Here is a 21,664-nt window from a genome sequence, read left to right as displayed (position 1 = left end):
ATTACTGCAAAATAACCCTTAAACGCCAAGACGCGCTATTCAAATGACCAATAACGGTCAATTGGTCGCAATCGGATACTGCGCTAGTACAATTTAGTCTAAATCCAGTCCTCTAAGCCTTAGATAGCGGCCAATGGCATTCGATACGTGTGCCTTGATTGAGTTCGCTCTTTACATTGAGTTCGCCTTTTAACTCATCCTTTATCCATAGGTTTAAGCTTGATAGCGTGCCTGTACATTGTTTTTGCTGCATTTCATGTCTTAATTGTTCAAGTTTTGACGCCGATAGTCCAACACCATTATCCTTTACTAATAGCTGTAGCTCTTGACCTTGTTTTTTGAGTTGTAGCAGTAATTCTCGGTGTTGATGGTGATCTTTAAATGCATGCTGAAGGGTGTTATTGAGTAATCGATAGAAAAATTGGAGATATTGCCAAGCATCGCCATCGATCACTAATTGTTCATCGCAACTAAGGCTTACTTTGACCTGTGCTTTGAGAAATTGTGGCTGCAACAGGCTCAGTAAATGTTGAAAAAATTGTGCTAAATGAAGCGGTCTTATCTCACTCTGCTGAACAGTAAAGAGTTGCGATATTTGCCTTAGTCTGGCCGCTTGTTGACTCATGAGTTGCACTACGTGGGTATGCTGATCGGCATCTTTGTTTTGGCAAACTTGAGCAAGCAGGCGATCCTGTTCTTGCATCATTTGGTTCATTACGTCAGACAAGAAGTGTTGCATCAGCTTTTGATTTTGTTGCTTATTGCGGTTTAGCTGAGTTTGCAGGTTAATTTCATCATTGGCATCCGTTAACTGCGCCCTTAATTGGGCGATTTCTTGCTGGGCTAACTGGGTTTTATGCTGTTGATCTTTTAGTTGATTCAATTGGTATTGCAGAAGTTTTTCTTGTTCTTTCTCTTGGCGTTTTTTCAGATCCACATTAAATCCAATCGCGCCAACACCGATAGAGTTATCCTCGTCATCTCTGATATCAAACTTAGTCATATGGTAGATAATTTCGCCACGGGGAGTGGGAATGGGTTCTTCAAAATGCAGAGCATCGTGACTGTTATTTGCCCTCTGATCGTTCTGTTGGTACAGCTCGGCGAGAGGAGGTTGAAAGAGTTCAAAATCCATTACACCAATAATTTTGCGTCGCTCGATACCAAGCACCTCACAATATTTGTTGTTTACTAAGGTGTATCTACCATTTAAGTCTTTGATATAAATGATAGTAGATGAATAGTCTAATAAGGATCTTAATTGTTCTTTATGTCTATTTAACTCCTGTTGAAAGTGCTGCTGGCTGAGTAACTGTTGCTCCAGTGCGAGATTGCTGGCATCCAAACTCGACATAGCGATTTCGAGCTGCTGAGTTCGTGATAAAAACGTTTTTGCCAGTAATCCGACTTCATCGTGACGTTCTTTGGCGTTGAGTTCGATGGAGGCTGAGTCATTACGTTTGAGTGCTTTGACCATTTCCATTATGGGCGCCATGATGAGCTTGTGTTGCATTATAAACAGTAATATGAGGCCACACATTTGAATGAGAACTAAAGAAAGCCCCACCTTTTCAATCAGTTTTTTCGCAGTATCCTCTAAAGGTGCTACTGGTGTGACGACTAAGATTTTCCAATAGGTATGGGGCATAAGAAAGACGGAGACAAGCGAAGGTCCCTTTAGAATAGGATCCATAGCTAGTGATACTGACGCGATACGCTTTGGGGTCGAAAAATGATTTTTGGCATTATCGTTTACTATGGCTGAGAGCATATCCCGCTCGCTATCTTTGCTTAAACGAGTGAGATTATCCATTTGCTCTTGAGTAAATACGCGCTCTGCAATTGCTTGTTCGATAAAGGTGCGATCGGCTAAGTGTATCGCCGAGGCGATAGGGGTTAATGCTTGCTCGGTTTGAGCAAATGCATCAAAGCTTATTAGGTTATGAGTCGTGTCCGAGTGAGATTGAAGTGTATTATCGCGATTTGGAAAAGCCAGGATTTGATTTTGATGATCGAGTGCCATCACATAGCCACTCACATTCAACATAGCATTACGCAGGAGCTGATTGAGTTTTTCTAGGCTGATATCTGTCGTCGCTGCACCAATGAATTGATGTTCCATCCACATGGCGCTAGATGCTGTGACCATTGGTTCATGGGTTGTAATGTCAACATAGGATTTAGACCAAAATACTTTACCTGCGGGAAAGAATCGAGTTGGTCGATACCATTCCTCAGAGTGGTAACTAGGGAAGTTGTCATCGTTGTAGCTGTCGATAGCCACTAACTCACCGTGAATATTGTGTGACCAAAACAGACTATCACGGAATTTTTGCCGATTAAATGCCCCAGGCTCAGGCCAAATGCCACCACCTGAAATGATGTCTTTTTGACTTTCAATCGAGAGTAATTCGGGAATACTTTTGCTGAGCTGTTCAGGTTCGTGGCGGTAGAGCATGGCGATTTGGCTTATCGCATTGACTTGATTTTCGACTTGAGAGGTCATTTCCTGCAGTTTTGCAATAATAATTTGACCGTGATTTTGATTCAGTAAAGTCTGTTGCTCATTGATTTGTTGTGTCTGAATATTAAGAATGACCCAAGCTGTGCTGAAAATGAGGATGCTGGCGATGAGCAGTTGGATCAACGTGACTTTAAACGGCAGGCTTTTTTGCCATTGTGTTAACGGGGCTTGTGCCTCAATGTTAGGCCGTTTATCCATGTTATACAGGTTCCAAGTGCCGCCATAATTGAACCAGTTTAACGTTTTTTTGCCTATTTGCCATAGGCTTAAACCAAAGTTAAGTTATAATTTGCGCAAAAAAATATCGGCAGAGAGAATAAAAAATTAGGTACATGTTAGGTCTTCTTATTGGAGAGTATTTAGCTTCAACTCGGATTAACCGATGAATAAACACTTATACCAATCCAATCAGTTCATAGCCTCACAGGCATTTCAATCCAAGGCTCGTTACGCAGAAATGGTGACTCCGTTTTACGTCAATACAACACAGGTGTGGGATGTTGTGAGGTTCCCGAAGGGTAGCTGATATTTATCTACACAGCAGTGCACTTTTACTGGGTTTAAAGCTTTCTATAGTGCATCACTCTTCCTTTAAGCCTTCGCCTTGCCTCAAATGAGTTGCCCCGCTGAATGAGTAGATATTTAATGCAATGGGTATTACACCGCAAAAAATTCACAGCGTTACTCTCACTCTTGCGCTTTACATTGATAGCAAGGCAACGTTAGGCGTCAACAGCGTGTTTATTGCAAGTGAATACAATGCCTCGTTGCTGCAACGTGTTGCAAAATTAGCATTACTATTCCTCGGTTTGGTTATTTATAAAGTGATGGTTTATTTGAACCGCTCAGGATTGGAACAATAAAGAGTAATAACACCACGAGGTAACCACTAAAGGCTACGACCATCCATTCAGCCATCGTTACTCCCATAAACTGCCAGGGCACATCGGTACACATACCTGTTGGTAACATGATGGCAGGGAACCATTCATGTAGTGGCATCCATGCTGGAAACTCAGGTAAAAACGGGCAAGTTGAAAATGGCGAAGGATTGTTTTGCATATCCACTAAGGCTAACGCCAGTTTAAGTCCCCAAGTGGCACTTATCGCCCAGCCAAGCACTCCTAAGATGCGAATAATACGGTATTTAGGTGCCGTCATACCGACAAGCCCTGCAGCTAAAATACCGAAGACGGCGAGTCTTTGGTAAATACACATAACGCAGGGATCTAGCTTCATCACATATTGGAAATACAATGCGGCTGCTTCAAGGGCAATCGCAGAGCCTGTCAGAAAAAACCAAGATGCACGGGAATGGGCAAAGCGAGTGAATGCTGTCAAAAGTGAACTCCATATCAACAAAAAACGCCCTTGCAGATAGGGCGTTTATTTGACTGTACTGAACTCATAAAGTTCAGTCAACTCTGATATTTATGTTTTAGTGGCCAGTCGCTGGTGCTAAGGCTTCTTTAACACTGTGGTGCAAAATTGCATGGGAGTCATAGAAATACTGTGTCATTTGTTCTAAGAATCCCATTTGAATTGCCATGACACCCACAACCGACAGGACGATAGTGTAGGGCAATGCCATCCATACCATTCTGCCGTAGGACAAGCGGATCAATGGTGCAAGTGCCGATGTCAATAAGAATAGAAAGGCGGCTTGACCATTGGGTGTTGCAACAGAAGGTAAATTAGTTCCTGTGTTAATTGCAACGGCCAGCAGGTCGAATTGATCGCGAGTGATTTGACCATTGAGCAAGGCCGCTTTCACTTCGTTAATGTAGACAGTGCCTACAAACACATTATCACTGACCATGGAGAGTAAACCGTTAGCAATATAGAAAATCACTAATTGGGTATTACCTTCATGGTTTAGTGCCCATTGGATCACCGGAGCAAACAATTGTTGGTCGATAATTACAGCAACAACGGAAAAGAAAACGGCTAACAGTGCCGTAAAGGGCAAAGCTTCTTCGAAGGCTTTACCCAGTGCATGTTCATCGGTTATGCCGTTAAATGCGGTGGCTAAAATGATGACTGACAGACCAATTAAGCCGACAGAAGCTAAGTGCAGAGCAAGACCAGCAATTAACCAAACTCCAATAAAGGCTTGAACAATAAGCTTCATTTTATCTTTATTGGTGCGACGAGCATCTTCATGCGCATCGTAATCACACAGAATTTTATGAACAGCATCAGGAAGTTGAGCTCCATATCCAAAGATACGGAATTTCTCCACTATATAGCAGGTTAAGATGCCCGCAATAAAGACAGGCACAGTGACTGGTGACATACGAATCGCAAACTCACCAAACTGCCAGTTAGCTTGTGCCGCAATAATTAAGTTTTGTGGTTCACCCACCATGGTACACACGCCACCTAAAGCAGTACCAACACCGGCGTGCATTAGTAAGTTACGTAAGAAGCCACGGAAGGATTCAAGTTCTGCTTCATTGAGTTGGTCTTCACCTTCCTCGTTTTTATTCTCTGAGGTATGGTCATGATCCGCAGAGAAATCTTTACCCGATGCCACTTTGTGATAAATAGAGTAAAAACCAACGGCTACAGTAATAATCACCGCAATAACGGTTAAGGCATCTAAAAAAGCGGATAAGAATGCAGAAGCTAAGCAAAATAACAATGACACTAAGATTTTTGAACGGACTTTGGTGATCATCTTAGTGAACGCGAATAGCAGCAGTTGCTTCATGAAGTAAATGCCTGCAACCATAAATACTAACAATAATAACACTTCAAGGTTGGCTTCAATTTCATGTAGCACCTGACTGGCAGAAGTCATACCAATCGCAACCGCTTCAATGGCTAACAATCCGCCGGGTTGTAATGGATAACATTTTAATGCCATTGCCAAAGTAAAAATAAACTCAAGCACTAATACCCAACCAGCCACAAAGGGGCTGACATAGAAAAAGAGTATTGGATTGATTATTAAAAACGACAGTATTGCGATTTTGTACCACTTAGGAGAATTCCCTAAGAAGTTTCCAATAAACGCCTGACTCATTGTCATCGGCATGGCATCCTCTCTTCTAATTATGTTTAAAATTTCGCGGGTTATTGTTAGTCACACGTGCTTTAGAATTCAGTCTAGCCTAAAGATAATGCTAATGTAACGAGTTACTGAAACCCAGATTTCAAAAAGCGGAGCTAATCGGCAAAATTGGTACAATTGCTATTGATTTGTGTTGGTTTATTGAACATTTTTGTGACAATTGTACGCTGATGGTACGGTGAATTTCAGTCAATGGTTTCCATTTTTTACCGCTCTGGTATGATCAGTGACTATGACTAAAAGCACAACAACTGGATAAGTGGGCTGATGATTATCAATGCCAAAGGACCTGCAAGTTTTGCAGAGAAGTATATTGTAAGATCGATTTGGGAAAATAAGTTTCCTCCAGGGTCCATTTTACCGGCTGAACGTGAGCTTTCTGAATTGATTGGCGTGACTCGGACTACCTTGCGTGAGGTGTTACAGCGCTTAGCCCGTGATGGTTGGTTGAAAATTCAACATGGCAAGCCAACTCGGGTGAATAATTTTTGGGAGACGTCTGGCCTCAATATTCTCGAGACAATCGCCGATCTCAATCCAGAGGGATTCCCTGTACTCGTGGATCAATTACTCTCCGCGCGTACCAATGTCAGTGCGATTTATTTCCGTGGCGCACTGCGTAACAGCCCTGATACCGCGATGGAAGTTTTAGCGCAAATCCACCAATTAGAGGATACCGCCGAATCTTTTGCTGAGTATGACTATCTCTTACACCATACCTTAGCTTTCTCATCTGGTAATCCGCTTTATGTATTGATTTTGAATGGTTTTAAAGGACTATACAGTCGAGTCGGCCGCTACTATTTTAGTAGCTCAGAGGCGCGCCAGTTAGCACTCAACTTTTATAAAGAGTTAGAATTGCTAGCAAAAGCGAAAAACTATCTCGATGTACCCGCATTGATGCGTACCTACGGTATCAATAGTGGCAAAATGTGGCTGCAATTGCGCGACGATATGCCGTCTTCAATTGCACAGCAGGACTCCCATTAGTGGTTAACTTTTAGCATTCGTTATCTGAGATAATTTTGAAATCAGGCGAATAAAATATTAAAGCCGTTTCTTGATGAAACGGTTTTTTTGTAGCTTAATTTGGGCGTGTTGACGTTTCAGGGTTATTTTTGCAGCAATTTGGCTGGTGTTTATGCAAGAAGTCCGTGCTGCGTTGTTATTCTACATAAACGGACGATAACGCAGCAGAAACGTCAGCCAAATGTTGCCCGAAGGGTCTGTCTTGCAAGCCCTTGTGCTTACTTTCTGTCATAAGAGCCGCTCGTCATTTGAGTAGAATAACGACACATCATTCCTCGTTTCGCGAGCACGAGCTTGCCTGAACGAACAAAATCTAATCTCTAAGCGTCAATACGCTCTTGTTATTTAACCTGAACTCGGGGGGATGAGTGTCGGAAAACCTCAATTTAACAAACCAAATAAACCGCATAAACTGTTGTTTTAAATGAAAATATGTTATTTGACTGAGTGCGCAGATTTTTACGCATATCAATGCGCTCTGTCTAACCATAGCGAGCTATGGTTAGACAGAGCAACGCAGAGTGGCCCGAAAAGATGCCTATTCAGTGGCTCTGTTTATCCCTCTCTCAGGTTATTATCAGTCAGCTTTAGGCTGCTCAGGGCATTTACTTAACAACGTGACACTGTTATCTGCATTGACTTGCTCTAGGCTGACGCTAAAACCCCAGAGACGGTGCAGATGCTTGAGCACCTCATTGTAGCTGCCAGCAAGAGGGATATCTTTGTTGGGGACGTACCTTAGGGTTAAGGATCGGTCACCGTTTATCTCTACATTATGCACTTGGATATTGGGTTCAATATTAGACAAGTTGTACTGCTGCGATAATAGATTACGAATATCTTGATAGCCCTGTTCATCGTGAATTGCAGACACGGATAAATAGTTGCGCTTTTCATCATCATGGATGCCAAACAGCTTAAATTGACGGATCACCCTCGGCGACAGATATTGGCTAATAAAACTCTCATCCTTAAAATTTTGCATCGCAAAGTGTAAGGTGTCTAACCAGTTACTGCCTGCAATATCAGGAAACCAAGTTCGGTCTTCATCGGTAGGCGCTTCACAAATACGTCTAATATCAGTGAACATCGCAAATCCGAGGGCATAGGGATTGATGCCACTGTAGTATCGGCTGTTATATTCAGGCTGCGCCACGACGCCCGTATGACTTTGCAAAAACTCCATCATAAAGCGGTCGCTGACTACGCCATCATCGTATAAATGATTTAAAATAGTGTAATGCCAGAAGGTAGCCCAGCCTTCATTCATCACTTGTGTTTGTTTTTGCGGATAAAAATACTGCGCCATTTTACGTACTATTCGAATAATTTCCCGCTGCCAGGGCTCGAGTAGTGGGGCATTTTTTTCGATAAAGTACAGAATGTTTTCCTGCGGCTCAGCAGGAAAGCGCCGTTTAGTCGTTGAGGGTTGCTGTTGTTGATGGGTAGGAATCGTTCGCCACAGGTCGTTCACTTGACTCTGTAGATAGGCTTCGCGATCTTTTTGCCTTGCCTGTTCTTCCCTAAACGAGATTTCTGCAGGTCGTTTATACCTGTCAACGCCATAGTTCATTAAGGCATGGCAGGAGTCAATCACGCTTTCAACTTGTTCAACACCGTATTTTTGCTCGCAATCACTGATATAGTTTTTGGCGAAAACGAGGTAGTCAATAATCGAGCTCGCATCCGTCCATGTTTTAAATAAGTAATTATTTTTAAAGAAGCTATTATGGCCAAAACAGGCGTGAGCCATGACCAATGCCTGCATAGTAATGGTATTTTCTTCCATTAAATAAGCGATACAGGGATTGGAGTTGATCACGATTTCGTAAGCGAGTCCCATCTGGCCACGCTTGTAGCCTTGCTCGGTTTCAATAAAGCGTTTGCCAAAGGACCAATGGGTGTAACCTATGGGCATCCCAATACCGGCATAGGCATCCATCATCTGTTCTGCGGTGATAATTTCGATTTGATTGGGGTAGGCGTTCAGTTTGTAAATTGCCGCCACCCGTTCAATTTCTTTCAGATAACTTTGTAACAGCTCAAAGCTCCAGTCGGGACCGTCGCTTAAGGCTATGCGTGTTTTTGATTCTTTCATCCCCATAGAGCCCCCTTAAACTGCCTGTTTTTTGAATAATTCTCTAAAGACAGGGTAGATATCTTCGGCTTGACGAATGTGTTGCACTGCTATGTTGTCGTAGTGTTGTTGTAGGGATTCGTATTCACGCCACAGGGTTTGATGGGCGCGGTTGGTGATTTCGATATAGCTAAAGTAACGCACTAACGGCAGGATTTTTTGCTCTAATAATTGTCTGCAGGTGGGTGAGTCATCGGCCCAGTTATCGCCGTCAGAGGCTTGTGCTGCATAGATATTCCACTCATCGGCAGGGTAGCGTGCCTGCTGAATTTCGTGCATTAATTTCAATGCGCTCGAAACGATAGTGCCGCCTGTTTCTTGGGAGTAAAAGAACTCATGTTCATCCACTTCCTTTGCTTGGGTATGGTGACGGATATACACCACTTCAAGGTTTTTGTAGGTGCGGGTGAGGAACAAGTACAACAGGATATAAAAACGTTTTGCCATATCTTTTGTGGCTTGATCCATCGAGCCTGATACGTCCATTAAGCAGAACATTACCGCTTGGCTTGAAGGTATTTCACGCCTTGAAAAGTTATTGAAGCGTAAGTCAAAGGTATCGATAAACGGTACCTTGGCTATTTTTCGCTTTAACTCTTCAATTTGCGCTTTTAGATCCAAGATAAGCTCAGCTTTTGTCCCTGGAATATTTTCAAGCTCAGTCAGTTCTTGCTCTAACTCTTTGAGTAATTTCTTTTTACTCGCCGACATGGCAATGCGGCGCGCCAATGAGGAGCGCAAGGATCGCACAATGTTGATATTGGCTGGCACCCCATCATTGGTGAATCCAGCGCGGTAGATTTGATACTCAACGAGCTTGTTGAGGCGATTTTTTTGCAGATTAGGTAGCTCTAAATCCTCAAATAACAATTCAAGGTATTCATCTTTGGAGATTTCAAACGCAAAGTCATCATTACCCTCACCCGAATTGGAGGCATCACCTTTACCCGCACCGCCGCCAGATCCTCCCTGAGGCCTATCGATTTTATCGCCGCGGGTGAACTGATCATTTCCAGGGTGAACTCTGTCTCTCACGCCTCCTTTGCCTTGATGGAACATAGGTTCACTAATATCCCGTGTGGGGATACTGATTTTTTCGCCTTTATCTACATCCGTTACACTGCGACGCGTGACGGCATCGCTGACGGCTTTTTTGATTTGTTGCTTGTATCGGTTGATAAAGCGCTGGCGGTTGACTGTGCTTTTTCCTTTCGCATTCAACCGTCTATCGATAAAGTTCGCCATACGCACCTCCCAAACCCCAGCGAAGGCTTTGGCAATACCAAAGCCTCGTTCTTAGTAAGCGCAAGTTAAGAGGATTTACGCACCCGTAAATACCACTCAGACAGGAGTCTGACTTGTTTTTTGGTGTAGCCTTTCTCCATCATTCGATTGACAAAATCATCGTGTTTACGTTGATCATCATTCGAGGTTTTGGCGTTAAAGGAAATGACCGGAAGCAAATCCTCGGTATTAGAGAACATTTTCTTCTCTATCACGGTGCGTAGTTTTTCGTAGCTGGTCCACAGTGGGTTGTTACCCTCATGGCTGGCTCGGGCGCGCAGGACAAAGTTAACGATTTCATTACGGAAATCTTTTGGATTACTGATCCCCGCAGGTTTCTCGATTTTTTCAAGCTCAGCATTAAGTGCTGCGCGGTCAAACAATTGGCCTGTTTCTGGGTCGCGATATTCCTGATCCTGGATCCAAAAATCGGCATAGGTGACATAGCGGTCAAAGATATTTTGACCGTATTCAGAGTAGGACTCTAAATAAGCGGTTTGGATTTCTTTACCGATAAACTCAACATACTTTGGAATTAAATAGCCTTTTAAAAACTCCAGGTAACGTTCAGCGGTATCGCCAGGGAATTGTTCCTGCTCAATTTGACGCTCTAGAACATAGAACAAATGCACTGGGTTGGCGGAAATTTCAGAGTGATCAAAGTTAAATACCCGTGACAGGATCTTAAAGGCAAAACGGGTGGAAAGGCCGTTCATCCCTTCATCGACGCCGGCATAGTCACGGTACTCTTGGTAGGATTTTGCTTTAGGATCGGTATCTTTTAAGCTCTCACCATCGTAAACCCGCATTTTAGAGTAGATGGAAGAGTTTTCAGGAGCTTTGATCCTAGATAGTACGCTAAATTGTGCTAGGGTTTCTATGGTGCCCGGAGCACAAGGGGCTTGAGATAGCTCGGAATTTTGTATAAGTTTTTTATAAATCTGCAATTCTTCCGACACCCGCAAGCAATATGGTACTTTGACAATATAAACCCTATCGAGGAAAGCTTCGTTGTTTTTGTTGTTTTTGAAGGTTGACCATTCTGACTCGTTTGAGTGCGCCAAAATAATCCCGCTATAGGGCAGGGCAGATAAACCTTCTGTGCCGTTATAGTTACCCTCTTGAGTGGCTGTGAGCAGTGGGTGCAGCACCTTAATCGGGGCCTTAAACATTTCCACAAACTCCATTATCCCTTGGTTTGCACGGCATAATGCGCCGGAGTATGCATAGGCATCTGCATCATCTTGGGAGTAATGTTCCAGTTGACGAATATCGACTTTACCCACTAAGGAGGAAATATCTTGGTTGTTCTCATCCCCTGGTTCGGTTTTGGCAATCGCCAATTGATCGAGAATAGAGGGATAAACTTTGACTACGCGGAATTTGGAAATATCACCACCAAACTCATGTAGGCGTTTTACAGCCCAAGGTGACATGATGGTTTTGAGATAACGGCTGGGAATGTTGAACTCATCCCGCAATAGTTGACCATCTTCATCCACATCGAAGAGACAGAAGGGATGATCATTTACAGGGCTCCTTACCCCATTGGCGCTCAGAATATAAATCGGTATTTTTTGCATCAATGATTTGAGTTTTTCTGCCAGTGATGACTTACCGCCACCCACTGGGCCGAGCAAGTATAAAATTTGCTTCGATTCTTCTAAACCTTGAGCTGAATGTTTAAGGTAGGCAACGATTTGCTCAATCGCATCTTCCATACCAAAAAAGTCTTTAAATGCGGGATAGCGAGAGATGAGACGATTCGAAAAGATACGGCTTAGGGTTGGATTTTTAGCCGTATCGATAATTTCGGCTTCGCCGATGGCGAGCAGTAATCGCTCGGATGCTGACATATAAGCACTGCGATCTTCTTTACAGATATCCAGAAATTCCTGCAAAGTGTATTCTTCATCGAGTTTTTGTTCGTAGCGCTTTTGGTAATGCTCGAAAATGCCCATATAAACCCCCTGAAACGCCAGTGATATCATGGAAGGGATAACTGATTTCTCAGCTTCCTACACTAATCTTAGACACAAACTTGTCTGCGGTGTCAAAAAATATCAAATAAAAACAATAACAAATGATTGCAATTGCAATTGTTGCACTTGTAGCTATTGGGCAGCGTTCGTCAAAGAGGGCAAGGTGAATGATTTTTGAGGGTATAAAAAAGAGCCTCTTGGGCTCTTTTTCAGAATGATTTAGCAGCGATTAACCCGCGAAGTTTTGGTTCACGAAGTCCCAGTTAACTAATTGCCAGAAGTGGGCTAAGTAGTCAGGACGTACGTTGCGGTAATCGATGTAGTAAGCGTGTTCCCACACGTCAACTGTCAGAATTGGCGTCACAGTGCTGTCAGTCAGAGGTGTTGCAGCATTGCTAGTGTTAACGATAGCAACAGTGCCGTCAGCTTTTTTCACTAACCAAGTCCAAGCGCTACCGAAGTTGTTGACCGCTGAATCGGTAAATTGGGCTTTGAATGCATCAAATGAGCCGAAAGCCGCGTTGATGGCATCAGCCACAGGGCCTGTTGGTTCACCGCCAGCATTTGGTGCTAAGCAGTTCCAGTAGAAAGTGTGGTTCCAAACTTGAGCTGCGTTGTTAAATACGCCACCAGTAGAAGTTTTGATGATTTCTTCTAAAGATTTGCCTGCGAAATCGGTTCCTTCGATTAAACCGTTTAGCTTAACAACGTAGGTGTTGTGATGCTTGCCGTAGTGGTATTCAATGGTTTCTTGAGAAATGTGTGGTTCAAGTGCGTTCTTTGCATATGGTAATGCGGGTAATTCGAAAGCCATTAGTATCTCTCCATGGTCTTAGGTTATCGTTTTTTAAACGTGCTCACTGGACCCTATTGTACCGATAAAATTTGTGATGTGAATCATTGTTTGGCTAATTGATTAGATAGGCGTCATCGAAAAAATAATTGCAGGCCATAACCTTACAAACTGTGGGATTTTGTTCTGCTCTTAGCTGTCGTACAATAGCGGCATTGAGTCAATGTCATAATACTTAGGAATTAAAATGGAAACAGTAGAGAAAATTAAACAGCAGATCGCTGAAAACCCAATCATTGTATACATGAAGGGTTCTCCTAAATTACCTAGCTGTGGTTTTTCATCTCAGGTAGCCCAAATCATGATTAACTGCGGTGAGCAGTTTGCATTTGTGGATATTCTCCAGCACCCAGATATTCGTGCTGAATTACCTAAGTATGCAAACTGGCCGACCTTCCCCCAACTGTGGATTGAAGGTGAGCTGATTGGCGGTTGTGATATCGTGGTTGATATGTACCAAAAAGGTGAATTACAGCCATTAATCAAAGCCACTGCTGAAAAATATAAAACTGCAGAGTAATTACTGTAAGAGATTGATGAAAGAATAACAAAAAGCCGCTAAGTGAATAACTTAGCGGCTTTTTTATTGCCAAATGCCTACTGAGTAAAAATTTGGTGTTCAGTTTTTGTATGGCCGATTCAAGGTCAAAACTTAGTGTGATGCCACATCTTGTTTGTGGTGTTTGCTCGCAGGTAATAGCAGATTCATGGTAATGGCCACAATACCGCAAAGGCTGATACCTGTCAGGCTGAAGGAGCCAATACCAAAGGCCATACCGCCAATGCCAAAGACTAAGGTGACACCGACAATGCTTAAATTACGCGGCTCGGATAAATCCACGTGATTGCGGATTAAGGTATTTAGCCCCACAGCTGCGATCGAACCAAATAATAAACACATAATACCGCCCATCACTGGTACTGGAATGGTTTGCATCAATGCGCCTAATTTACCCACAAAGGCCAACGTAATGGCGGTGATAGCGGTCCACGTCATGATCCTTGGATCGAAGTTACGGGTTAACGTGACCGCACCAGTGACTTCTGAATAAGTCGTATTTGGTGGTCCACCAAAGGCCGCTGCCGCAATGGTTGCTACACCGTCACCCGTTAACGTGCGATGCAGGCCCGGTTTTTTCATAAAATCCTTACCTGTGACATTGGAAATAGCCAAGATGTCACCGATATGTTCAACCGCAGGAGCAATGGCTACAGGGATCATAAACGCAATGGCATGCCAGTTAAATTCGGGCGCAACAAATTTAGGAATAGCAATCCAACTTGCCGCTGTCACCACTGAAAAATCAACAATTCCAAAGGCGAGACTCAGGCCATAACCAACGATAATCCCCGCAAGAATGGGCATTACCTTGAGTAGCCCCTTGGCAAAAATGGCTACGGCGATAGTAGTACACAGGGATACAAGCGAAATGATTAATGCCGTGTTGGTTGGGACTAAGGTTAAACTGCCGTCGCCACTTTTACCCAGTGCCATATTCACAGCGACGGGCGCTAAGCCCAGTCCAATGATAATGATCACCGGACCAACCACCACAGGAGGCAGTAGTTTGTGAATAAAATCGGTACCGCGAACTTTCACTAACGCGCCTAGGCAAACATACACTACGCCTGCGGCCATAATGCCTCCCATGGTCGATGGGATCCCCCACGTTTGTACTCCGTAAAGAATGGGGGCGATAAAAGCAAAAGAGGAAGCCAGAAATATGGGCACTTGGCGTTTAGTAATTAATTGAAAGAGTAAGGTACCAATACCTGCGGTAAACAACGCAACACTAGTATCGAGCCCTGTTAACAGTGGCATCAGCACGAGGGCACCAAATGCCACAAACAGCATTTGTGCGCCCTGCAGAGGAATAGCAAGTCGTCTCATTTATTATTCTCGTGAATTTAGGGTAAACCGCGAGATGATAACAGTTTGTTGCAATATGTTCTTTATTAAATGGCGTATTTGCAGGCGGCGATCACTGTTTTATAGCCGACCAGACTGGAGAGCCTCAATCCGTGTGCCGAATAAGGCTAAGGCTCGCTAAAGGCGCTAACTATGGTACAATTTGCACTATCTGACGTAACTTCAACTACCCAAAGATGCTGAAATTTCTATTAAAGCCAAGCTTAGTCGCGTTTTTATACTGCCTGTTTACCGTTAATAGCCTGCAAGCTGTTGAAGTGAGTAAATTAGATGAGGCTGACGTACCAGTCACATCCCGTGCGGTTCTAGAGCGTAATAGCGCACTTAAAACTGCATTAGAAAAAGTGATCATAAAGAATACGGGGACAGCCCGTTCTTTGGATAATAGCGTGATCCAATCGCAATTGGCCAACCCTGAAGCTTTGCTAAGTCAATTTGGTTATGTTGAACAAAATGGCCAGCTGTTGCTGAAAGCAAATTTTGAGCATAGACGGATTGTGTCTTTACTGCGTCAAGCCCAACTCCCTGTATGGGGCACCCAACGTCCATTGACCCTGTTTTGGGTGGCGATGCCGAGTGAGGGAGACACCATTTTATTGAGTGATTCTTCAACCTTAGCCGAGCGTAAGGCGTTTAGTACTTTCTCCGATGAGCGTGGGATCCCTGTGCTACTACCTATCCTCGATCTTGATGAATTAATGGGGATTAATCCAAATGATGTCAAAGGGATGTTTGCAGATATCGTTGCCAGTGTATCAGGTCGTTATCAAGCTGATTTCTTAGCCCTTATGGCCATTGATCCAGAAGGGAGCCGAGTGCGTTATCGTTTAAACCTCTATTCTAAAACCACGATAGATTCATTAACGCCACCTTTATTTACTTTTAATGGCAGTGCCGAAAATAGTGCGCAGGCGATCACAGCAATGATGGCCGCCTTAGGGGATTACTATTTTACTAAGTATGCTATTGCAGACTCTGGTGAGCAGGTTGGGGCCAGTGTAACCTTTGTTAACATTGATAAAATGGCTCAAGTTGTCGAGGTGGAAAAGTATTTAAAACAACTGAGTGCGGTTAAGAATGCCACGTTGTCACGTATCCAAGGCAACACAGTGACCTTTACGTTAGATCTATTTGGCTCACAGACTGACTTTGAGCGCTTATTAAGTTTAGAGCCGAGAATTTCGGTGGTGGCGCCTGGAGAGTTTTCCGCCAGCGCGAGTCCAGCAGGTAAAACTGTCTATCAATGGCGTTTACCTTAAACTTCCCTCGTTGAGACTGGGTGATTGTAGCTCAGTCGCGTGGGGTTGATAATTTATTGATATTGAGACGTACGAGTGCCATTAAACTCACCGCTACAACTTTCATTACCGGTGTATCTACCAGATGATGAAACCTTTAATAGTTATTATCCGGCAGCGGGTAATGATGAACTTATTCAAAAACTGCGCGCCAATGCCGAGGGGCATGGTGAGGCGGCCATCTATGTTTGGGGGCCGGTTAAATCGGGTCGAACTCACCTAATGCATGCCGCCTGTGCCCATGCTAATGAACTCGACCGTCGCAGTTTTTATCTGCCACTTGGGATCCATGCGAGTATTTCAACGGCTTTATTGGAAGGCTTGGAACAACTGGATTTGATCTGTATTGATGATGTGGACGACATCGCAGGCCATCCCGTTTGGGAAGAAGCTATTTTTGATCTGTACAATCGCGTTGCCGAAAATAAACGCTGCGCGCTGGTGGTTAGCGGTCGGTCTGCACCAGCGGATGCAGGCTTTTTGTTACCCGATTTAGTCTCAAGAATGCAGTGGGGACTTAATTATCAACTGCAGCCGATGGCAGATGATGAAAAACTCGCGGCATTGCAACGCCGTGCTGCCATGCGTGGGCTGCAATTACCTGAAGACGTTGGGCGCTTTTTACTCAATCGTATGGCAAGGGACTTACGTACCTTGTTTGATGTATTAGATAAACTTGATAAGGCATCTTTAGTACATCAGCGTAAACTCACTATTCCTTTTGCAAAAGAAATGCTGCACCTCTGAGCTCATTAGCGGATCCATAAAAAAGCCCGTCGAATGATTTCGACGGGCTTTTTTCTGTCTTCAAAACGATCTGAAATACTGAAATCTTGTCCGTCAGATCGCTTAGATTCGAGTGACTATTGCTGCGGATGGCGGTGACGATCGCCGCTGAAACGCAGCTCTGGCTCGGTTACGCTATCACCGCTGCCCGCGGTACTTTGTTGTCCTTTCGCAATGGCAGTATTGGCTGACATGCCTAAGGTTTGACGCCAGCTTTGGCCTTGGGTCATCTGAATCGGTTCGGGCAAGCTTGTCAGCAAGGTAATACCATCTAACTCCGGTAACATGCCATCGATCACTAAGGCTGCACGGTTTACTAAATCATCCGCACCAATGCGGCTTCTTTGCCCCCAGTTTACGATAATTGTGTCAGCGGTAATTACCTCGGGTGCATTTGTTACTGCCACATCCCGCAGGATTTGATAGCGATAACTCATCATGGCTTCTTCAAATAGCATTGCCGTATCTTCGCGGGTGCTGGAATAGGAATAGAAGTCGTTGGCGATATCGCTGGAGAAAAACGTACTGACATCGGATGGTTGATAGGCTTTTTGGGTAGCAGTGGCTTTCGCACCCAAAAAGCTAACCCCCGCAAGCCCCGTCATTTCAGTGCTAGTCAATGGGTAGCTTCGACTCACTTGGTCTGAAATCAAACTTTTATTGGCATTTCGGCGACTATAGTCATCCAATAGTCTTGGGCCTGTGAGCGATGCATGCACGCTTCTTGGGAAGAAGTCATTAGCGTGGGCGAGTTCGTGGTACAAGAGTGAGGCTAAGTCTGGGTTTATTTGGGCCAGAGTCCGTTTTGCCCTTGTGGTAATGGGGAATCCTTGGGAGGCATATTGGTTATTTTTAACATAGCGCCACGGCATGATGAAATTGAGTTCATTACCAAAGCTGCTGCGATAATCCGGCGCTTCATTGATGGTATCGCGCTGCATCGGTGTGAGCCAGAGATCATTGGGGTCGAGATAAATTGCCCCTGTAACAACCCAATAGAAAGATGGGCGCACATCATAACTAATCACTACTGCAGTGACCGATTGTAGCAGTCGAGCAAAGTCACTATTGGGATCCATTTGTTGTAAAAACGCAGCAAAATTATCACCCATCCAATCGTGGGACACTAACACCCGATCGAGAATTGTATCTACATCAAGGTTATCTGAAACTTGGCCTATGAGTGGCAATTGATTGATCGTACAAGACTCTTTGAGCTGATTGGAATACACACAGCTCGTTAAGGCTCTGGCATAAGGTGAGGCTGGATTATAAGCGTGAGTACGCGCAAGTGGCGTATCAAAGTAACTGGAGCTTATTGCTGGTGCCGCGGTGGTTAATACAAAGGCTTCATCCGTGATCGAGGTGCCGTTAATGCTGGCGCTAGCTCTTAAGCGTATGAGGGTATCTTGCGCAACACTAGGGGCTGTAAACAATGGCCTGAACGGGTCACTAATATCTAAAGTCACCTCTGGGCCTTCGGCAATACACCAATTGATATTGCTGGCACTGAGGCCAGCTTGCTGGCCAATTCGCAAGCTCACATCGTTGCCTTCAACGGCTTGATGATCTTGACGAATATTCAGCAATCCGCCGATGCTACTATCTGCATTAATGCTGATATCACCGGTAACATTGGTATTGGTTCCAGTGATTTGTAAGCGAAAACGATAGTTACCTGCTGCTGGGGGCTCTAAGGTTAATACTGGACTATTTTGGCTAACGAGTTCAATGCTGGGGCCTTCGAGTTGTTGCCAACGGAAAGTGAGATCCTGCGAATCGCGATTGCTTAGGCTGGCAATAATGGCACTGGATTGTCCCACACTGTATTGAGATTCCGTTTTGAATCGTATTGCACCAGCATCTGTGGTGACTAATGGTGTGACCGACGTGCAGCGTGGCACATTGGTGGTGGGTGGCGTAACTATACCGCCATCGCTGTTGCTATCACCTCCGCCGCCACAGGCACCCAGTGTTGCTGCTGCAGCGATGATACCTAATCGACGAATTGGACCCCATATTTCCATCATGTCACACTCCAATTAACTCGCTGTTATTGTTTGTTTTTGTCGATTGACTGGCAAAATTCACCGTCATGTACTGGCAAAATTCACCGTCATGTACTGGCAAAAAATGACTATAGCACGCTCTTTTGGTTACAAAAAGCGATCAAAGGTAGGTTAAATGTTGTGAGTTATTCACAAGTGATTACAGGGGATAGGAGATAATTCAGTGTGTTGGCTAAAAAATTGTGCGCTAGTGAATATGAGTGGTCAGCCTGTTAATAAAAAGCGCGGTGTCATTGAACTGCGCTTTAATATATTGCATTGCGAATATCAGTCTTGTTTATCGGATTTTTTCTTCAGGCCAAGTCCTAGTTCACGGCCACGAATACGGGCGTAAAATGGAAAGGCAATCAAGAGTACGCCAATCAGCAGGACTTCAATAACGGCAAACACCAATGCATCGGTCGTGACATAAAGTAAGGTGAGTGCGTGCAGCATGTACAAGCATAAAATAAAGCTGGCCCATGCGTAGGTGTAAGGATTGCCTTTTAAAATACCGCTTATGGGCAGCAACAAAGGTATTACCCATAATAGACTGAATAATAGAGTATATTCCCCATTAATGCCTTGACCAATAAACCAGCCGCCCAGCAGCAGAACAAGGGCAAGGTAGCCTAAGCGGCTGAGGGTCAATAGAGTGTTTGAGGTCATGATATTCCTAATCTTAACATCTTTGAATGATGGCGAAATTGCCTGAACAACATTAGAGAATGTTCAGTACATTTTCTGGTGGGCGACCAATGGCAGCCTGTTGATTTGCCAGTACGATTGGGCGTTCAATTAATTTGGGCGTGTTGACCATTGCTTCAATGAGCGTCTCTTCACTGAGCGTAGGATCGCTAAGACCTAAAGCTTGATATTCGTCTTCTTTCGTACGCATGAGCTCACGGGCACTGAGTTGCAGTCTGGCTAATATCTCGTGGATCTCAGCTGCGCTAGGTGGATTTTTGAGGTATTCCACTACTGTAATATCACAACCTTGTTGCTCGAGTAGGGCTAAGGTTTCACGGCTTTTTGAACAACGTGGGTTATGGTAAATGGTGACTTTGGTCATAGTGCTCGTGTGGGTCATCGTGCTCATGCTCAATCAGCTAAAACAATGGCGCGGATGATAACAGAAAAAATTGCGCCCCGTCAGAGTGTTTCGGGCGCAATTATTATCGGTTAGCAGCCGCGTGAGCCAACCTTACTTCAGCGCATCCATTTCTTTATCCGCTTGTTTAAATTGACGGATCCGCGCTTCAATTCGCGCTAGTTGTAACTGATTACCCTCCGAGGCGCGATAGGCAAAGTTCAGTTGATCGATGGCGCCTTTGTAGTTGGCACCTAAAGCCATCAACTCAGCATTGGAGAAATATTCCATTCCTTGGTTACCCAATTTTTTATAGGCCAGGTTAAGCAACTGATAGGGCAATTGATTTTGCTTATCGAGGAAAATCATATCTTCGAGCAGCGGAATGGCTTTGGCGGGTTCACCCGCTTCAATATAAATATTGGCTAAGTTAGCGTTGATCACCTGAGACGTGGGTTTCAAGTTTCGCTGGGCTTCAAGTAACTTAATCGCTTGGGCATAATCCTTGCGCTCATTGAGAAGATCTGTCTTGGTATCGATATAAAACAAGTTGTTATCATCGATTTTTAATAGTTCATCGACAATCTTTTCGGATTCGTCAAATTTCTTCAATCTAAATAGTGCCAAAGCTTTGCCGTAGAGTGCAGCCTCTTTAAAGCCATAGGTTTGCTTGTTAAGTTGTTTTTCAAACATGCTCAACACTGCATCGTCACTGAAGCTAGAAAAACGCACCTGAATACGGGCTTTGGCGAGCTGGAAGTTCAGATTATCCGGCACATAACGGTGGGGATACTGGTGGGCGCGATCCCGCGCCTCGGAGATCCGTGATTCCGGCAAGGGGTGAGTCAACAGCATTTGTGGTGGCGTGGTAGTAAAACGGTAGCGACTAGCGAGTTTGCCAAAGAATTCGGCGGAGGCATTAGGATCAAAGCCCGCATCGACTAAGATCTGCATGCCGATACGGTCAGCTTCTTTTTCATGCAGGCGGGTGTAGTTGATTTTCGATTGTGTCGCCATGGCTTGGGTCGTTGCCAGTGCGGCCATACCCGCCTGCGGAACGGCGATGGTTAATAAAATGGCGCCGAGTAAACCTGCTACTGTCGCTGGCCCGGTTTTTTGCTGTGCTTCGAGGGAGCGCGCTAAGTGACGTTGGGTCACGTGGGTGATTTCATGGCCTAATACGGAGGCCAGTTCACTTTCGTTATCGGCATTAAGAAATAGCCCTGTGTGCACGGCAACGTGGCCGCCGAAGAAGGCGAAGGCGTTGATTTCATCATTTTGCAGCAAGAAGAAATAAAAGGGCGTTTTTACTCCTGTTGCATGGGCAACTAATTTATTTCCTAGTTCAGTAAGATACTGACTCAATACGGGATCGTTCAACATCGGCGCCGATGATCGAATGACGCGCATATAGGCATCACCATAGATCATTTCTTTTTCTAGGCTGAAGGTATTGACGGCGGCGGTGCCCAAATCGGGCAAGTCGTTGTTGGCAAAACTCTTTGCGGCTCCACCGAGTAACATTAATGCAAGTACACTCGCCGCAAGGGGTTTACATCGGGTCAAAAACGTCAAGTTACGCAAGTGGATCCTTTATTTATTTTAGTTGTTTCAATTAAGGCCCAGA

16 protein-coding genes are annotated in these 21,664 nt (G+C 44.4%); 4 read left to right on the top strand and 12 right to left on the bottom strand.

From position 1 onward, the window contains the following. Positions 1 to 112: 112 nt before the first annotated feature. The 3 genes from H9J30_RS15665 to nhaB all read right to left on the bottom strand — a co-directional run bounded on the left by H9J30_RS15665 (position 113) and on the right by nhaB (position 5,564). A complete protein-coding gene (locus H9J30_RS15665; RefSeq protein WP_240131832.1) occupies positions 113 to 2,722 on the bottom strand; it encodes a cache domain-containing protein in 2,610 nt (869 codons plus the stop codon). A gap of 615 nt (positions 2,723 to 3,337) precedes the next feature. Further along, complete coding sequence (dsbB, locus tag H9J30_RS15660) at positions 3,338 to 3,865, bottom strand: disulfide bond formation protein DsbB (protein ID WP_240131831.1); 528 nt, start codon at positions 3,863 to 3,865, stop codon at positions 3,338 to 3,340. Positions 3,866 to 3,962: 97 nt separating this feature from the next. Next, on the bottom strand, positions 3,963 to 5,564 hold the full coding sequence (gene nhaB / locus H9J30_RS15655; RefSeq protein ID WP_240131830.1) for a sodium/proton antiporter NhaB: 1,602 nt from the start codon (positions 5,562 to 5,564) through the stop codon (positions 3,963 to 3,965). 303 nt (positions 5,565 to 5,867) lie between these two features. Here nhaB and fadR point away from each other — a divergent pair, with 303 nt between their 5' ends. Then, positions 5,868 to 6,590 (top strand): fatty acid metabolism transcriptional regulator FadR, encoded by a 723-nt coding sequence (gene fadR, locus H9J30_RS15650; protein ID WP_240131829.1) that lies wholly within the window; start codon positions 5,868 to 5,870, stop codon positions 6,588 to 6,590. A gap of 616 nt (positions 6,591 to 7,206) precedes the next feature. Here fadR and H9J30_RS15645 read toward each other — a convergent pair. The 4 genes from H9J30_RS15645 to sodB form a co-directional block, all read right to left on the bottom strand. Continuing rightward, positions 7,207 to 8,733 (bottom strand): SpoVR family protein, encoded by a 1,527-nt coding sequence (locus H9J30_RS15645; protein ID WP_240131828.1) that lies wholly within the window; start codon positions 8,731 to 8,733, stop codon positions 7,207 to 7,209. Between the two features lie 9 nt (positions 8,734 to 8,742). Then, positions 8,743 to 10,011: a YeaH/YhbH family protein gene (locus H9J30_RS15640; RefSeq protein WP_240131827.1), complete on the bottom strand. Its 1,269-nt coding sequence runs from the start codon at positions 10,009 to 10,011 to the stop codon at positions 8,743 to 8,745. Positions 10,012 to 10,076: 65 nt separating this feature from the next. Further along, positions 10,077 to 12,011 (bottom strand): PrkA family serine protein kinase, encoded by a 1,935-nt coding sequence (locus H9J30_RS15635; protein ID WP_240131826.1) that lies wholly within the window; start codon positions 12,009 to 12,011, stop codon positions 10,077 to 10,079. A gap of 250 nt (positions 12,012 to 12,261) precedes the next feature. After that, on the bottom strand, positions 12,262 to 12,846 hold the full coding sequence (gene sodB, locus H9J30_RS15630) for a superoxide dismutase [Fe] (protein WP_011622352.1): 585 nt from the start codon (positions 12,844 to 12,846) through the stop codon (positions 12,262 to 12,264). A 226-nt stretch (positions 12,847 to 13,072) separates the two neighbouring features. Here sodB and H9J30_RS15625 point away from each other — a divergent pair, with 226 nt between their 5' ends. Next, complete coding sequence (locus tag H9J30_RS15625; protein ID WP_007649079.1) at positions 13,073 to 13,405, top strand: Grx4 family monothiol glutaredoxin; 333 nt, start codon at positions 13,073 to 13,075, stop codon at positions 13,403 to 13,405. Positions 13,406 to 13,537: 132 nt separating this feature from the next. Here H9J30_RS15625 and H9J30_RS15620 read toward each other — a convergent pair whose 3' ends face one another. Then, positions 13,538 to 14,776 (bottom strand): uracil-xanthine permease family protein, encoded by a 1,239-nt coding sequence (locus H9J30_RS15620; protein WP_240131825.1) that lies wholly within the window; start codon positions 14,774 to 14,776, stop codon positions 13,538 to 13,540. Positions 14,777 to 14,991: 215 nt separating this feature from the next. Here H9J30_RS15620 and H9J30_RS15615 point away from each other — a divergent pair, with 215 nt between their 5' ends. Together H9J30_RS15615 and hda are read left to right on the top strand one after the other, a co-directional pair. Next, positions 14,992 to 16,074: a DUF2066 domain-containing protein gene (locus H9J30_RS15615; protein ID WP_240131824.1), complete on the top strand. Its 1,083-nt coding sequence runs from the start codon at positions 14,992 to 14,994 to the stop codon at positions 16,072 to 16,074. 75 nt (positions 16,075 to 16,149) lie between these two features. Beyond that, positions 16,150 to 16,860: a DnaA inactivator Hda gene (hda, locus tag H9J30_RS15610; protein WP_011072789.1), complete on the top strand. Its 711-nt coding sequence runs from the start codon at positions 16,150 to 16,152 to the stop codon at positions 16,858 to 16,860. Between the two features lie 116 nt (positions 16,861 to 16,976). On the opposite strand, the gene H9J30_RS15605 is transcribed toward hda, so the two are convergent. From H9J30_RS15605 to bepA, 4 genes are all read right to left on the bottom strand, one after another. Continuing rightward, positions 16,977 to 18,926 carry a hypothetical protein gene (locus tag H9J30_RS15605; RefSeq protein WP_240131873.1) on the bottom strand — a complete coding sequence of 650 codons (1,950 nt, stop codon included), beginning with the start codon at positions 18,924 to 18,926 and terminating at the stop codon, positions 16,977 to 16,979. Between the two features lie 309 nt (positions 18,927 to 19,235). Continuing rightward, the gene (locus H9J30_RS15600) at positions 19,236 to 19,616 is read right to left on the bottom strand and encodes a DUF2069 domain-containing protein (RefSeq protein ID WP_240131823.1); all 381 of its coding nucleotides are present in this window, start codon (positions 19,614 to 19,616) and stop codon (positions 19,236 to 19,238) included. Between the two features lie 52 nt (positions 19,617 to 19,668). After that, a complete protein-coding gene (gene arsC / locus H9J30_RS15595; protein WP_240131872.1) occupies positions 19,669 to 20,019 on the bottom strand; it encodes an arsenate reductase (glutaredoxin) in 351 nt (116 codons plus the stop codon). A gap of 132 nt (positions 20,020 to 20,151) precedes the next feature. Continuing rightward, entirely contained in the window at positions 20,152 to 21,621 is a 1,470-nt protein-coding gene (bepA, locus tag H9J30_RS15590) for a beta-barrel assembly-enhancing protease (protein WP_240131822.1), read from the bottom strand. Positions 21,622 to 21,664: the final 43 nt, after the last annotated feature.

Origin of the sequence: Shewanella cutis, assembly GCF_022410515.1 — a bacterium.
Classification (GTDB): Bacteria; Pseudomonadota; Gammaproteobacteria; order Enterobacterales; family Shewanellaceae; genus Shewanella; species Shewanella cutis.
This window is presented reverse-complemented; position numbering and strand designations above follow the sequence as displayed.